This window comes from Aliidongia dinghuensis (assembly GCF_014643535.1).
Lineage (GTDB): Bacteria > Pseudomonadota > Alphaproteobacteria > ATCC43930 > CGMCC-115725 > Aliidongia > Aliidongia dinghuensis.
Genome location: NZ_BMJQ01000001.1, coordinates 1 through 15,488 on the forward strand (window position 1 = coordinate 1; position 15,488 = coordinate 15,488).

General features: G+C 64.9%; 8 protein-coding genes. 3 read left to right on the top strand and 5 right to left on the bottom strand.

Annotation, left to right across the window (positions count from 1 at the left end; translation table 11 throughout):
• The first annotated feature begins 153 nt into the window (after window positions 1-153).
• On the top strand, window positions 154-7,218 hold the full coding sequence (locus IEY58_RS00005) for a filamentous haemagglutinin family protein (RefSeq protein WP_229743360.1): 7,065 nt from the start codon (window positions 154-156) through the stop codon (window positions 7,216-7,218).
• Window positions 7,219-7,240: 22 nt separating this feature from the next.
• Here the strand turns inward: IEY58_RS00005 and IEY58_RS00010 are convergent, their stop codons facing one another.
• The gene (locus tag IEY58_RS00010; RefSeq protein WP_189041144.1) at window positions 7,241-9,769 is read right to left on the bottom strand and encodes an ATP-binding protein; all 2,529 of its coding nucleotides are present in this window, start codon (window positions 9,767-9,769) and stop codon (window positions 7,241-7,243) included.
• Between the two features lie 460 nt (window positions 9,770-10,229).
• On the opposite strand from IEY58_RS00010, the gene IEY58_RS00015 reads away from it, so the two are divergent.
• On the top strand, window positions 10,230-10,934 hold the full coding sequence (locus IEY58_RS00015) for a PEP-CTERM sorting domain-containing protein (RefSeq protein ID WP_189041146.1): 705 nt from the start codon (window positions 10,230-10,232) through the stop codon (window positions 10,932-10,934).
• A 154-nt stretch (window positions 10,935-11,088) separates the two neighbouring features.
• On the opposite strand, the gene IEY58_RS34270 is transcribed toward IEY58_RS00015, so the two are convergent.
• Entirely contained in the window at window positions 11,089-11,337 is a 249-nt protein-coding gene (locus tag IEY58_RS34270) for a PucR family transcriptional regulator (protein WP_229743363.1), read from the bottom strand.
• A 262-nt stretch (window positions 11,338-11,599) separates the two neighbouring features.
• On the opposite strand from IEY58_RS34270, the gene IEY58_RS34750 reads away from it, so the two are divergent.
• A complete protein-coding gene (locus tag IEY58_RS34750) occupies window positions 11,600-11,809 on the top strand; it encodes a cupin domain-containing protein (RefSeq protein WP_407648375.1) in 210 nt (69 codons plus the stop codon).
• An 18-nt stretch (window positions 11,810-11,827) separates the two neighbouring features.
• Here the strand turns inward: IEY58_RS34750 and IEY58_RS00030 are convergent, their stop codons facing one another.
• The 3 genes from IEY58_RS00030 to IEY58_RS00040 form a co-directional block, all read right to left on the bottom strand.
• Window positions 11,828-12,769 (bottom strand): aldo/keto reductase, encoded by a 942-nt coding sequence (locus IEY58_RS00030; protein ID WP_189041148.1) that lies wholly within the window; start codon window positions 12,767-12,769, stop codon window positions 11,828-11,830.
• 131 nt (window positions 12,770-12,900) lie between these two features.
• Entirely contained in the window at window positions 12,901-14,385 is a 1,485-nt protein-coding gene (locus IEY58_RS00035; protein ID WP_229743364.1) for an MFS transporter, read from the bottom strand.
• The gene (locus IEY58_RS00040) at window positions 14,382-15,410 is read right to left on the bottom strand and encodes an HlyD family secretion protein (protein ID WP_229743366.1); all 1,029 of its coding nucleotides are present in this window, start codon (window positions 15,408-15,410) and stop codon (window positions 14,382-14,384) included. Before IEY58_RS00040 ends, IEY58_RS00035 begins: the two co-directional genes overlap by 4 nt.
• Window positions 15,411-15,488 lie beyond the last annotated feature (78 nt).

A 15,488-nucleotide genomic window follows, 5' to 3' on the forward strand; every position in this document is an offset into this window, starting at 1 on the left:
CAGCTCGGCGCCGCGGCACTCGACCAGCTCGGGGCGGGGAGCCTGCTGATCGGCGGCACCAGGAGCCCGACCAGCACGGGCGAGACGATCCATGCCACGGCGAACAGCGTCGTGGTCGCGAACGACGCCGCCGCGCCGCTGACCGGCCCGGAAGTGATCCTGGTCACCAAGGCCGACTCCACCGGCACCGATCCGAACGCCGCGACCGGCCTGCTGGTCAAGAGCGGCAGCGTGATCACGGCCGCGGGCGGTTCGCCGGGCAAGCCGGTCGCGATCACGATCGGCCAGAACGCCGACAGCACGACCGCGAACAGCACGACCGCGAACAGCACGACCGGGGCGGCGGCGGTCAGCGGCGACGGTGCGCTGCTCGCGGTCTCCAACGGCGGCCCCCTGCAGATCAGCCGCAACGACCTGCCCGCCGCGGCGCAAGGGCTGCTGACGGTCGAGGGCGGCGTGACGCTCGCCGGCGGCCAGGGGCTGACGCTCGATGCCGCGGGCAACACGCGGGTCGACCCGAGCGCGACCTTGAGCGGCCAGGCGATCGTGGCGGACAGCGGGCTCATCACCTTCATCCCCAGTCTCTCCGGCCCCAGTCTCTCCGGCATGGTGATCGGCGCCGCGACGCTCGCCCAGTTCGCGACCGCGAGCCAGGTGATCCTGCGCAGCTATGGGGCGATCGACTTCGAGGGCGGCATCGCCATCGACGTGCCGAACAGGCTGACCTTGAGCGCCGGGGCGTTCACGAGCGGCACCGCGGGCCATGCCGGCAACGTCTCGATCCATGCCGGGGTGCTGACGCTCTCGAACGACCTTAGCGTGCCGGCGCCGGCAGCACCCGTCGCCGGGGCGAGCAGCCTGACGCTGACGGCGGACGAGATCGACTTCGGCACGGTCGGGCAGGGTGCCGGCACGGCGGCGTTCTCCGGTTTCGGCGCGGTCAAGGCCACGGCAGCGAACGGCATCGTCGGGCAGGGCGTCGGGACGTTCGACTTCGGCGCCCTGCCGGTGACCTTGACCGCCCCGGTGATCGTGGCCGGCGCGGGCGGCAACGCGACGCTGAAGACGACCGGGGCGCTGGTGTTGAACCCGGCTGTGGCAGGAAGCGCCACCTCGGCGGCGGGCGCGTTCGGCGGCGCCATCACGCTCATCGGCGGCGCGGTCGCCGACAACACGCTGATCCAGGTGCCGGCCGGCAATGTGACGCTCCAGGCCACGACCGGCGATATTTCGGTCGGCAGCGGCGCGCATCTGTCGGCGGCGGGCGTGAACAAGACCTTCTACGACACGATCACCTACGCCCCTGGCGGCACGCTGACGCTGAAAGCCGATCACGGCGCCATCGCCATCGCCGGCGGCGCCACGCTCGACGTCTCCGGCGCCGCCCAGGGCGGCGACGCCGGCAGCCTCGTGCTGAATGCGGCGGGGAACGTCACGCTCGACGGCGCCCTGGCGGGCCAGGCGAACGGCGCCAGCTATCGCGGCGGCATCCTGCAGCTCACCTCCGGCGGGGCGGTCGACCTGAACCGCATTGTGGATCTCGCCAGCGCCGGCGGCATGACCGGCGCCATCGTGGTGACCAGCGGGCAGGGCAATCTCGTGCTCTCGGCCGATCGCACGCTCAAGGCACGCAACGTCTATCTCACCGCCAACGGCGGCGACGGTCATCCCGACCCGAACAACGGCAATCTGGTCATCGACGGCGTGATCGACATCTCCGGCCAGGCGGCCGGCATGGTTACCCTCTACGGCAGGAGTGGCGTCGACATCGAAGGCAAGGTGCTGGCGACGAGCTCGATCCCCGAACAGATGGGCGGCATCGTCACCATCGGGACCAGCGGTGCGCCCGACGGCACGATCAACGCCGCCTACGGCTATGAGAATTTCCAGCCCGGCGGCAGCGGCTCGATCACGCTCGGCGCCAACGCCGTGATCGACGTCTCCGGCGGCTCGGCCGACAGCGGCGGCACGGTCAGCTTCCGCGCGCCGCTGCTCGCCAACGGCGACGTGAACATCGTCTTCAACGGCGGCGGCGCCAACATCAGGGGTGCTAAGCAGGTCACCCTCGAGCCCTATGCGGTGTGGAGCACGACCGACGCCTATACCAATGCCGCCAAGCACTTCGACGGCCTCATCGATCCCTCGGGCTACTATCAGGACGGCACAGGCTCGGCACCGCAATATGTCTCCGGCACCTGGACCGACGCGACAGGCAACATCCTGCCGGCGCCCACCGACGCGGCGACGCTCGCCACCTACCAGAGCAACGACTACTTCACGCCGAATACGGCCAATGCCGACCACCAGACCTTCTATGGCTATGTGAAGGGCGACGCCGGCGCGGCGCAGCCCGGCACCCTGATGGGGTATGTCGAGAACCCCGGCTACAGCTTCGGCAACCGCTATGCCGGCATCGCCAATGCGCAGGTGGCACCCGGCATCGTGCTGGAGAATCCTGATCTCAATAACAACAAGGGCGCCATCTCGATCCTGACCAACTGGAACCTGGGCGCCGGCACCGACGACGGCCAGGGCCATGTCACGCAGGTCTTCCGCTACAACGGCGTCGCCCCGATCCTCTCCGTCCTCGCCGCCGGAAATCTCGATATCCGGGCGTCCATCACCGACGGCTTCTATCAGCAGAACGGCGGCGTCGCCCTGGCCGATCCGGTCCAGGCGCCTCCGTCGGCTTATGCCGCCGCTAATCAGGCCTATAACGCCACGTCTAGCTATTTCAATCTAAACTATTGGAGCGGCCAGACCTTCGACATAAACGGCAATCAGTACGATCTCACTGTGGATCCATACTACCAGCCACTGATTGCGCCCCTACAGGGGCAGACCCAGGCCTATTACAACAATTACATGAAATACATCGGGGACTGGGGCGCCGGACAGCCCGGCACGTTCTCCTATCTGGCCGGCTTTACCTACAATAATGTCCTCTATGCGGGCTATACCAATCCGGCGACAGAGGCGATCACCGCCACCGCGCCGCAGCCGGCGAATTTCGCCTCATATGCCCAATACGCGGCCGCCTATCAGACATGGCTTCAGAACAACTTCAACGCGACGACAACGGAAACGCCGCCGCCGTTGCTGCAGCCGCTTCTTGCCAGCAATTACACGCAGTATCAGTACACTCAGTATTCGTCGAATTACGCAATCTATGCGGCGGACTACCTCAGTTATATGAATTACGTCGCCTATCTGTACGGTGATCCAACGCAGTTCATCCCTCCGCCGGTGTTCTATGCGCCGTTCGCGCCCGCCTCCAATCCTGGCCGGCCGACTGGTGATACAGGTTATGCAACCGCGCTGCAAAATTACACTACGACGGAGGCCGGCCTCGCCGCCTATAACGTCGTTTGGAACGGTACCATCAATATCGCGCCTTACTACGGAGGGGGCACCGCGAACATTGCGGCTGATCCTTATTACAAACCCATCCAGGCGCCGCTGCAAAATCAATCGGATAATTATTACACGAACTATGATGGATATATTGCGGCGGTCGGCACTCCGGATGCCTCGGGGACCAACTGGTCTAAAGTCTATCACTTCAATTCCGGCTTCATGCCCTACGCCCCCACGACACTGGTGGCGCCGCAGCCCGGCAGTTATTCGAGTTATGCCGATTATGCGACGGCATATCAAAATTGGCTGATGGGCAATTTCAATATCAATACGTATAACAGCAGTCACCTCGGATATTATCCAACGCCATCACCAATCCTGTTGCCGCTAAACAATAGCGGCTATACACAGTACACATCCGATTATGCCGAATACATCAATGGTTATGGCGCATATCTCAATTATTTCCCCTACATTGGCGGGAGTATAACCCCATTGGCCTATGCGCCGTTCGCGCCGGCCGCCAATCCCAGCAACACGATCGACCTGGGTTCGATCCCAGTCGCGACGGTTGGCCCCAACAACAATCCGGACAATCAGCCGGTGGCGGGTAATCCGATCCCGCTCTACGCCGCGACGCTGCTCGGCGGTTCCAGCACCAGCTATCGTCTGGTCGCGGGCGCGAATTTCACGAGCGCCGATCCGCTCGCCGTCAATCCTCTGGCCGCGAACGGCTCGGTCAATCTGAGCGGCCATCTCGCGGTTCAGGACACGGTTACGGTCGATGCAAACGGCAATCCGATTTCGACCGATGAGATTTCCGGCAGGACGCTGCTCTTCCCGACGACGGTGCGGACGGGCACGGGCTCGATCGACATCGCCGCGGCGGGCGACGTCGACTGGCTCGATACCGCAGCGCCGGCGGCGGTCTATACGGCAGGCGAGCCCGCGCCCGGAACGACCGCCGACACCTCGGCTCAAGTGCTCCGGCCGTCCACGAGCAGCGCCTACCAGGGCGAACTGCTTGTCACCGGCCCCGTGCAGCCGGTGAATGCGGGCAACATCACGATCAGCGCGGGCAGGAACATCGCCGGCAGCGAGGAGGTCTACGACACGACCGGCAATGTGACCGGAACGGCGGGCACCTTTATCGCCCAGTTCTGGTGGCAATGGATGGAAACCAACAATGTCACCAATAGTACCGGCCTGGTCACGCAAAGCTCGATCAATTTCGCGGCGTTCGACCAGGGCGTGATGTCGGCCGGCGGCAACGTGAGCGTGGTGGCGAAGGGCGATATCCGAGAGCTCTCCGTCTCGCTGCCGACGACCTGGAACATTTCCAATGGTGCGGTCAATACAGCGGGCGGCGGCAATCTCGCGGTCAGCGCCGGCGGCGACATTCTGGGCGGCGCCTATTTCGTCGCGAACGGCACCGGATCCTTGACCGCCGGCGGCGAAATCGGCTCCGCCTTCACCCTCTCGACCACCGCAGTTGGACCAGCCGGGGGGTTCAACGCCTTGACACCAATGGCGCCGCTGCTCGGCTACCAGAATACGAACTGGACGGTGACCGCGCGGCAGGACGCCAATATCGGTGGCGCCTATGACCCGTCCTACTTCAGTCTCTTCGGGATAGGCGCGGGCGATTTTCAAAGTCCGAGCAGCACCTCGTCCTTGTCGATCCTCTCGACGGTCGGCAATGCAGCGCTCGACACCATGACCGCGTCGAACAGCGCGTTCCTGGGCTCGGTCGTTGCCGGTGTCCTCCTGCCCGCCTCGCTCAGCATGACCGCGCTTGGCGGCGGGATCGAGATCGACAATGCCGGTGAGCTCTATCCCTCGGTGAACGGACAGCTCACCCTGCTCGCCGATCAATCGATCAGCTTTGCGAACAACATTGCGGCCGGTTCCTACTATGACACATATTTCGGTCTGCTCGACATCGACCCGTCGACGCTGCCCTCGCCGCTCAATCAGCAAGCGTCGTTCTTCTTAACAACCGGTTCCGACCCGTTGGCGTTGACCCCGAATGGGCTCGAGCGCTACGAGCACACGGTTTCTCACGCGCAGAATGCCAATCCGGTGCGGATCTACGCGCTGAACGGCAATATCACCGACGGCTCGCAGGACAATCTCGGCTTTTACTATGACGAGCTCGTGCTGGAGCCCAACAAGCCCACCTTCATCCAGGCCGGGAATGACATCGTCAACCTGACGTTCCTCGGCGAGAATTTCTATGCCTCGGATGTCACGCGGATCGTTGCCGGGCACGACATCTACGATCCGGTGCTGGGCAGGGCAGCGATCGATCCGACGTGGGCGAACTATCTGACGCCGGCGCTGGAACTGGCCGGTCCCGGCTATTTCGACATCCAGGCGGGCCGCAACATCGGGCCGCTCACCTCGGCCAATCAATCCTATCTAATGTTTGGGAATTCAGCCGCCGGTTCGGGTTTGAACGGCACGATTGCGACCGGCATCCAGACCATCGGCGACCTCGATAACGCCGCTCTGCCCGCAGAAAGCGCCGACATCTCGATCCTGTTCGGCGTCGGCAAGGGCATCAACGATACGGGCTTCGCCGCGACCTACATCGATCCGGCGGCCGTACCGATCCCGGGCATACCGAACCTGTCTTCCGGACTCGTGACCTATGTCGAGCAGATCGAGGCGGACAAGCTCAAGCGGAGCGGCGGGAACGGTGGCATCGCGCCGCTGACGCCCGATGAAGCCTGGACCCTGTTCGAGACGCTGCCGCAGTATCAGCAGCAGGCCTTCATCGATCGGCAGTTCTTCGCGGTCCTGACCCAAGTCGGCGCCGACTACAACAATCCAGCGAGCCCCTACTACCACCAGTACATCCGTGGCTATCAGGCGATCAACACGCTGTTCCCGGCGAGCGACGGCTACACGCAGAACAACCTGGAGGGCGGCACCAACGGCGCCAATCAGCTGGTCGGCACGGGCTACTTCGACATGCGCGGCGCCACGGTGCAGACGCAGGAGGGCGGGAACATCGATATCCTCGGCCCCGGCGGCCGTGTCCTGGTCGGCAGCGCGTCGGCACCGCCCTACGTCGTCGACAGCAATGGCGACACGGTCATCGGGCCGAACCAGCAGGGAATTCTCACGCTGGAGACGGGCAATGTCTCGATCTTCAGCGACCAGAGCCTGCTCCTGGCGCAGAGCCGCATTTTCACCGAGCAGGGCGGCGAGATGACGATCTGGAGCTCGAACGGCGACATCAATGCCGGCGAGGGCGCCAAGACCACCGCCGCGCCTCCGGCGCTGTCGTACAAGGAAGACCCGGACGGCTATTTCACGATCGATACCAAGGGGGAGGTGACCGGCGCCGGTATCGCGACGCTGCAGACTATCCCCGGCGCCCCGCGCGGCAACGTCTACCTGATTGCACCGCGCGGCACGGTCGATGCGGGGGCGGCCGGCATCCGCGTCTCGGGCGACCTCGCGATCGCAGCACTCCATGTCGAGAACGCCTTCAACATCCAGGTGCAGGGCATCACGACCGGCGTTCCGACGGCTGCGGCACCCAACATCGGCGCGCTGACCACGGCCTCCAATGCGGCGGGCGCCGCGGCCGAGGCGGCGCAGGCTGCTGGCCGGTCGGGCAACCGCTCGCCCGTGCGGGATCTGCCCTCGATCATCACCGTCGAGGTCCTCGGCTATGGCGGCGGTGATGCGACGCCGACCCAGCAGCCGCAGAACGATGACAATCGACGCCGCCAGAATCAGGACAGGCGGACGCAGAACCCCAATAGCGCTGTGCGGGTGCTTGGATACGGAGATTTGAATGAAAATCAGAAGCGGCTGCTGACTGCAGGTGAAAGGGAGCATCTGTAGAGGACACACGACTGGCATGAGGTCAGCCGAACGGTCGCAACTGGCCCATCGCTGCCAAAAGGACCTCGTCGTTCCAGCGCGCCCCGACCTGGCGGCAGGTCGCGAATGTGCTCGGGTCGAGTACGCCTTCGAGCTTGAGCACCAGCGCGTCGTACGACGCCCGCTCCTCCGGCGCCCGCGCCTCGGGATCGTCGGCATAAAAGGCCTCGCTGTGTCCGAGAAGCAGGGCGGCATTCTCGGCGTCGCCCTCCGCCGCGACGATGCCGGCCAGCGTCTGCACGATGACGGCCACGCCGGCGCGATCGTCCACTTCGATCGCGATGGGCAATGCCTCGCAACCCGCTTGCCAGGCGACCGCCAGGTTGCCGCGCGCCACTTCGTAGGTGGCGATATTGCTTTGGGTCAGCTCGACCATGTAGCGGTTGCGTTCCTCTCGGCTGAGCGCCAGTGCTTCCCGAGTGGCCTCGATCGCCTCCGCCACCCGGCCGGCGCCGAAATCGTCGTTCGCCTGCCGGATGAGGCACGCGAGTGTGCCGACGGTATGGCCGGTCGCTCGATAGCGTGCCAGCGCATCGGCGTTGAGGATACGCGAACGGGCGAGTTCGCCCTCGTGATAGCACACGATGGCAAGCTGCTGGCTTGCTTCGGCGCCGCTTTTGACCGCCTCTTCGGCCTGCAAAAGCGCCGTCGCCTCGTCGAGCAACGCGGCCGCTCCGGCCCAGTCGTGGGTGCGGCGCAAAGCCTCCGCGCGGATTGTCAGCGCCCGGCCGAGCGTCGCGCGATCGCCTACCGCCCGGGCGAGCGTCTCGGCTCGCCCGCTCGCCTCGAGCCGCACGGCGACGCTCAACAAGCTCCGCGCCTCGGCGAGCGCAAGCCGGGCGGCAAGCCTGGCGTCCTCGCTCGGCGGCTCCGGCAGGGCGCGCTCGACCCAAAAACGATACTCCGCGACGAGGCACAGCCCGTGCCAGAAACGCTGCGAGGCGGCGCAGAGCGCCTGGCCGATCCGGCGCTCGCCTTCGGTCTCGAAGCTCCAGCCGAGCGCCGCGCGCAGATTGTCGATGTCGGGAAGCAGCCGCGCGAGCCAGGGCCGGGTCGGTTCGAGCTCCCAGGCCGTGGCCGCAGACTCGAACAGCTCTGTGAAGTAGCGCGCGTGTACGCATCGCGCGGCGACGGCCTCGCCCGCTTCGACCAGGCGCTCGGCAGCATAGGCCTTGGTCGATTCGAGGAGCCGATAGCGCGAGCGTGCAGCAGGTGAAACGCTCGTCACGAGCGAGCGCTCGACCAAGAGCGTCAGGTCCTCGAGCATTGTCGTATCGGCCGCATCGGGGGCCGCGAGCGCGCGTGCCGCCGCCAGATCGAAGCTGCCGGCGAACACGCTCAAAAGGCGTAGGACCCGCTGGGCGCGTAGCGACAACAGCCCGTAGCTCCAGGCATGGGCATTGGCGAGTGTCTGATGGCGCGGCGCCCCAAATCGCTGGCCTCCGACGAGAAGGCGGAAGCGTCGAGAGAGCTCGTCGCGGATCTTCTCCAGCCCCAGAATCGATTCGCGGCCGGCGGCGAGCTCGATCGCCAGCGGAATGCCGTCGAGGTTCCGGCAGATCTCCGCAATCAGCGGTGCATTGCCGCCATCGACAACGAAGCGATGATCGAGTGCCTTGGCGCGCTCGACGAACAGTTCGCACGCCGCAAAATTCATCAGCCCGATAGGAGTGACCTCTGACTCGGCCGGCGGCAGACTCAAGGGTTCGATCCGATGCACGCGCTCTTGGGGCAGGCCCAGTCGTTCGATGCTGGTGGCGAGAATGCGGACGTCCGGGCAGGTCTCGAGCACCGTCGAGGCCAATGTCGCCGCCGCCGTCAAGAGATGCTCGCAATTATCGAGGATGAGCAGCAGCTTGTACGCCTTGAGCTGCTGCGCCACCGTGCCGGCCGTCACCGCACCGGGACCGACGGCGAGGCCGAGGGTGGCCGCGACCGTGCTTGCGACCGTGTCCCCGCTGCCGAGCGACGCCAGGTCGACCAACCAAGCGCCATCGGCCATCCCATCCTGCAGGCTCAGCGCCATTGCCTGGGCAAGGCGCGTCTTGCCGATGCCGCTCGGCCCGACGAGCGAGCAAAGCCGCGTTTGGGCAAGCGTTTCGAGTCCGGCGGCCACGGCACTCGCGCGGCCGATCAAGCGGTTCGCCAGCAGGGGAACATTTCCGTGCTGTCGCCCGGGGGCGGCCGTGGCCACGCGGCCGTCCTCGGCGACCACGGGCACCGCCAAACGAAAGCCGCGGCCGGGGACGGTCGTAATGTAGCCCTCTCCGAGAGCGCGACGGAGCGCCGACATCTGCACTGCCAGGTTGTTTACGTGGACCCGAGTGCCGGGCCAAACGCGCTCCATCAGCGTGTCTCGCGACACCATTTCGCCTCGACCCTCGACGAGCGCCAGCAGCAGCTCCAACGCTCGCGTGCTGAGCCGAAGCTCGAGGCCGTCGCGATGCAAGCGACGCGCGGTGGAGGACAGTCGATAGGGTCCGAAAAGATAGTCGAGGCCCGCAATGCTCATGATCGACCGCTCAGCCTTGGCCGCTTCCGTCTCGGGTCCGCCGGCGGCCGACGGAGCCAGTCGCCAAAATACAAGGGAAGGGAGGCGAAGGCATGACGCCGACTGTCCGCGCGACGGCTGGAAAGGTCGTTACGCTCTCCTTGGTCCCCCACCGGCATAGCATATCTCTGCAACTTTACGGAGGGTTTTGGTAAAAAGTCGCATCCAGATAGAAGGTCCTTCTTCCATCCGGACTCGGAACTCCAGTGCAAGCAACCGCCGATATGCCTTTTCGGAGTCGCGCAGATGCTCATGATGTGCCGACTGTGGCGTTGCCGACGTAGATGTGTAGAGCGATTCTGTAGTATATAAATGAAATTTATAAATATTTATATTGATCGATGCAGCCTTTAATGATTGTGTTTGATGAAACTTTTCCTTGAATTCAAAAATTAACGCTCTATCTCCCGAGGAATTCATTATGAAAATTCTGAAGATCATTGCGATTACCGCGACTTTCGGGCTCGCTGTGGCGCTCGGCGCGAAACCTGCGCGAGCTGATATAATTACCTATGACGTGAATCTGAATTTTGATCCGGTAACCGGAAATCAGCCGGGGCTCGGCACCGTGACGGGAACAGTCACGATCGACACCAGCATTCCGATTCAGGGCAGCAGCAACCCGGGCCCCGTTCAGCCGACCGATGTCACCGCGGTCGATCTGACGGAGAACACGCACGGCTTCGGCACGATCGGCGGGGCCTTCGGCTCGCCGACTGAAACGAGTTTCGTCTTCAATCAAGTCGCCCCTTTCACGACCATCTTCTTCGGCCAGCCGCAGGTGTTTCAAACCTCGACGGCCGCAATCTCCCAAAAGAGCGACGAGTTCAACGGCAATCCTTTCATCACGCTGTTCTTTCGGACGGATTGCTGCACCTTCGATGCGCAGCCGATCGGGCCGACGATCACCTTCGATTTCCCGTTCCCCGATGGGGGATCCATACAGCCCGGCATTTTCGACTCGATCACATCCGAGAACCGCTACCTGTTCGGTACCGTCACGGTGGCGTCGGATGAGGGCGGGAGCACGTCGGTACCGGAGCCGGCCAGCTGGGTAATCGCCATCGTGGGCATCGGTTTGCTCGGCGTCCTGCGCGCCCGACAGAAAGGGATAGTTGCCGGATAAGGGGCAACCACAAGGTTTGTGCGCTAAACCGCGCGTAGCCGAACATAACGGGCATAGCGCACGCGACTTCGTAAAGCCGGTCGTCAGCGCTTCGAGGCGGCCGGCAGGCCGGCGTCGGCATCATTCCTCATGCAGCGGTATGAGGGAATTGCCATCATTCGGGCAGAATGCCCGCCGCCCGGCCGGCTTGCACTGCAAGCCAAAGGGCCGCGGTTCCCGAGGTCGAGGCTGGCTTCAGTCCTGTCAGCTGCTCGATCATGCGCAGCCGGTAGACGAGCGTCTGCCGGTGAATGCCCAACTTTGAAGCCGCAACCTTCCAGCCGCCGTCGTTGGCAAGAAACGTGGCGAGCGTGCGCAGCAGCGACGTATCGTGGTCGCGGTCGTACTCGATCAGCGGGCCCAAGTATCGATCGACCAGCTCGCGCGCCTCGGCGAGCGTCTTGGGCGCCAGGCCGGAGGATGTCCTCCTCGTCCCATATCTGACCAGCTGGATTTGGCTTTCGCGCGCCTGGGCGAGGGAGAGCCTGGCCTGATGGACGCTTTCCAGGAAGGCGGAAGTTACCTCCGGTCCTCTGCCCCCTGCCGGTCAACGGCCCGGCGCGGATGCGGGCGACCCGCAGCTTGGCCTGCTGAGGATCGCTCCGAACGCCGGCGGCAACATCGGCATCTGGGAATGCCAGCCCGGCGGCTGGCCCGTCCACAACCGCCCCGACACCGAGGTAGCGTTTATCCTGTCGGGCACCGCCACCATCACGGATGCCACCACCGGCATCGCCCACACCGTCACGGCGGGGGATCTCGTCGTCCTGCCCCCGGGCTGGACCGGCCGCTGGGACGTCACCGAAACGGTTCGCAAGGTCTACGCCATCTTCTGAACGCTCCGCCGCGCCCAGCTACCCTGCCCGCGGAATGAATCCGGGCACGCCGGTCTCCACCACTCCATTGAACCGGACGCTCGTCCTGATGTTGTGCCGAATCTCCCATAGGGCGTCCTCGGGCAGGCTCGAAACCGCGAAGTTCTCGCGGATCCGGTCGGGTTTGGTCGAGGTCGTGAGGAACGCCGTGCCGCGCTGCACCGCCCAGGCCAGCGCCACTTGGGCCGGCGTCTTGCGGACACGCGCCGCAATGGACGTGATCACCGGATCCTCCAGCATTCTCGGCTCCATGGCGTGTCCCAGCGCCGCGAACGCTTGAACGACGATCCCATGCTCCCGGCAAAACTCGAGCAGATCCCATTCGGGGAGATAGGGATGGGATTCGACCTGCACCACGGCGGGCTTGATCCGCGCGGCGGCGACAATCTCTTTCAGCGTCTCCAATTTGATGTCCGACAAGCCGATCGACCGGCACCGACCTTCGTCCACAAGCTGCTCGAGCGCCCGCCACGTGTCGATCAGCGTCACCCCGGAATCGTAGATTACGTTGCCCTGCTCATCCCGCGGGTCCTGGTCATCACCGGGCCGAAAGGCAAAGGGAGTATGGATGAGGTAGCAGTCGATATAGTCGAGCTGCAGGCGCCCAAGGCTCGCGTCCAAGGCAGGCTTGACCCGCTCGGGCCGATGATTGGTGTTCCACAGTTTCGTGGTGACGAAGACGTCCTCGCGCCGGACAGTCCCCGCCTTGAACACTTCCTGCATCGCCTCGCCGACGGCTGCCTCGTTACGGTAGCGCTCTGCAGCATCGAGGTGCCGAAACCCCGCTTCCAGCGCGGCCTTGGTCGCTTGTTTGGTCACGAGCGGGTCGGGGATCAGCGTGCCGAACCCGACGGCCGGGAGCGAACCCGTCCCATGGGCGAGGGGAATTCTCGTATAGCGAAGCGTGTCGGGGTCTACCATGATCATACTCCTTGGTTTCAAGGCCGGCGCCGCACGAGCGGCGGGAAGGCGGAGTGCCGCGAGACGGCAAAGAAGGTGTTTCGGTGTCCCGGCCTGGATGGGCAATCCGGCGCACTGAGGCGCCGCGTGTGTTAGTTGGCCGGGCGCGGTTTGCGTAGAACCAGGACAAGCGGGCTTACGATCAGCATGGCGATCATCAGGATCTTGAACTGGTCGATGACCGCGACGAAAGCCGCCTGGCCGGTGACCGCCTCGTTGAGCGCGGCAAGCCCCGGCTGGGTGATTGCCCCCGTGATGTGGGCGGCAGTGCGGTAGGGTGTCAGGTTCTTGGCGAGGGCCAAGTGGACCGCCTGGGTATTGTTGTAGAAGAACACCTGGACCACCGCGATGCCGATCGTGCTGCCGTAGAGGCGCGACAGGTTGAAGAGCGCGGTGCCTTCCGGGCGGAACTGTGGATCGAGCGTCGCGAATGCCGCCTTGCCGAGCGCCGGCAACGCGATGCCGAGCCCGACGCCCTGGAGCAGGCCCGCCGCGGCCACCGCGCGCCAGTCCATGGCGGGCGAATATCCCAGCATCCGCCAGTTGGCGTAGACCACGAGCGCCATGCCACCGATCACGAACAGCCGGCTGTCGATGCGGGCCGGGACGAAGCCCATCAGCACCAGCGTGCCGACGAGTGCCACACCGCGCGGAATGGTCATGTAGCCGGTGGTATCGACCGGATAGTTGAGCAGCGCCTCCAGCATTGGCGAGGTCAACGCCAGGGTCGGCAGCAGAACGAAGCCGAGGGCGAAGTACATGACCGTCGAGAGGACGAAGTTGCGGTCCTTGAACAGCGCCTTGTGGAGGAAATGGCTCTCTGCCGTCAGGACATGCACGACGAAGAGATAGAACCCCAGCACCGAGGCAAGGGCTTCGGCCCAGATCTCGGCCGAGGCGAACCATTCGAGACGCTCCCCGCGGTCGAGCAGCATTTGCAGGCCGGTCAAACCGAGCGAGAACGTCGCCCAGCCGAAGAAATCGAAGGGCGCGTTCTGCGCCGGCTTCTTCTCAGGCAGCGAAAGCGCCATCGCGAGGAAGATGAAACCCGTCATCGGCAGGCTGAAATAGAAGATCGAGTGCCAGCCGTGATATTCGCTGAGCCAGCCACCGATGCTGGCACCTGTGGAGATGCCGAACAGGACGGTCACCGCCGCCACCAGATTGATCCGGGCGTGGCGTGCCGGCGGTAGCACGTCGAGCAGGATCGCCACGGACAGCGGAGCGAGCGGGCCGCTCGCGGCGCCCTGAACGATCCGGGCGAGCACGAACTGGACGGGCGTCGTCGCGCCCATGTCGAGCACGAGGCCAAGCGCGAAGGCGGCTATGGAAAACTGATAGACCGCCTTCCGGCCATAGCGTCCCGCGAGCCGGCGCGTCAGCGGCATGGTGCCGGCGCTTGCCGCCATATATGCCGTAAAGACCCAGCCGATCTCGTCGTCGGCCATCGACAGCGTGCCCTGAATGTACGGCAAGGCCGCATTCGGGAGCGAGATGTTGACCGCCTGCATGTAGGTCGCCATCAGTGCCGCGACCGTGATCGCGCGATGGCCGCCGGGTGCGGGGGCGGCGCTCACTTGGCCGTCTCCGCCGCGAGCACGGCCTGGAGCGGGTGCCGCCACGTCCGGCGAAAGCCCGTATCGACCCGCGCCGTGACGCTGATGCCGGAGAACAGCGGCCGGTTCGGATCGACCTCGTCGAGCTCGAGGCGCACGGGCAGACGCTGGACGACCTTCACCCAATTGCCGGTCGCATTCTCGGGCGGCAGGACCGCGAAATCCGAGCCGGTGCCCGGGCTCATACTGACGACATGCGCCTTGAAGGCGCGGCCCGGAAAGGCGTCGACGTCGATCGTCGCTTCCTGGCCCGGGCGCATGTGGGTCAGCCCGGTTTCGCGGAAATTCGCCTCGATCCAGATGCGCTGGCTCGACAGCAGCGAGAACAGGGCGGCGCCCGGATTGACGTAGTCGCCGATCTGCAGGTCATCCACCTGGGTCACGATGCCGTCGTCGGGGGCCAGCACCACCGCATAGGAGAGATTGAGCCGGGCCCGGTCGAGCTGGGCCTCGGCCATGCGCACGGTCGGATGGCGATCGACCTCGATATTCGGGTCGCCGTTCAGGGCGACGACGGTATTGGCGATCTGCTGCTCGATGGACGCGATGTTCTGGCGGGCGACCTTGAAGTCGGTCTCGGCCCGATCATAGGCCGCCCTCGAGGTGAATTCGGCGGCGACCAGCACCTTCTTCCGATTGTACTCGTTCTCGTAAAAGCTGGCCGAATCCCTTGCCGACTGCAGCTCTGCCAGTTGCTGGCGATATTTCGTCTTGAGCGCACCGATTTCGAGGCGTGCGTTGCTGAGGCTCGCCTCCGCCTGCTGGATGGCAATCTGGTAGGGCTCCGGATCGATCCGGAACAACAGCTGGCCCTTCCGGACGCGCTGATTGTCCTTGACCGCGATCTCGACCACCTGGCCGGAAACCCGGGCGTTGATCGATTCCTTCGCCGCACGCACGAAGGCGTCGTCAGTCGAGACGTAAGGCTCGTCCGCCAGGTACTCGGCAGCGCCGACCGCGGCCAGCACGAGCGGGAATGCGGCCATCAGAGGCCAGCGTAGCCGCTCCCTGAGTGTCTTGCGGGGCATCCCAGCGGGCCGGGCGGCAGCGGGCCGATCAGCCAG

What these genes read in the sequence shown, in the direction of transcription:
- IEY58_RS00010 (WP_189041144.1), bottom strand. Translation starts at nt 9,769, where the DNA reads ATGAGCATTGCGGGCCTCGACTATCTTTTCGGACCCTATCGACTGTCC.
- IEY58_RS00015 (WP_189041146.1), top strand. Translation starts at nt 10,230, where the DNA reads ATGAAAATTCTGAAGATCATTGCGATTACCGCGACTTTCGGGCTCGCT.
- IEY58_RS00030 (WP_189041148.1), bottom strand. Translation starts at nt 12,769, where the DNA reads ATGGTAGACCCCGACACGCTTCGCTATACGAGAATTCCCCTCGCCCAT.
- IEY58_RS00040 (WP_229743366.1), bottom strand. Translation starts at nt 15,410, where the DNA reads ATGGCCGCATTCCCGCTCGTGCTGGCCGCGGTCGGCGCTGCCGAGTAC.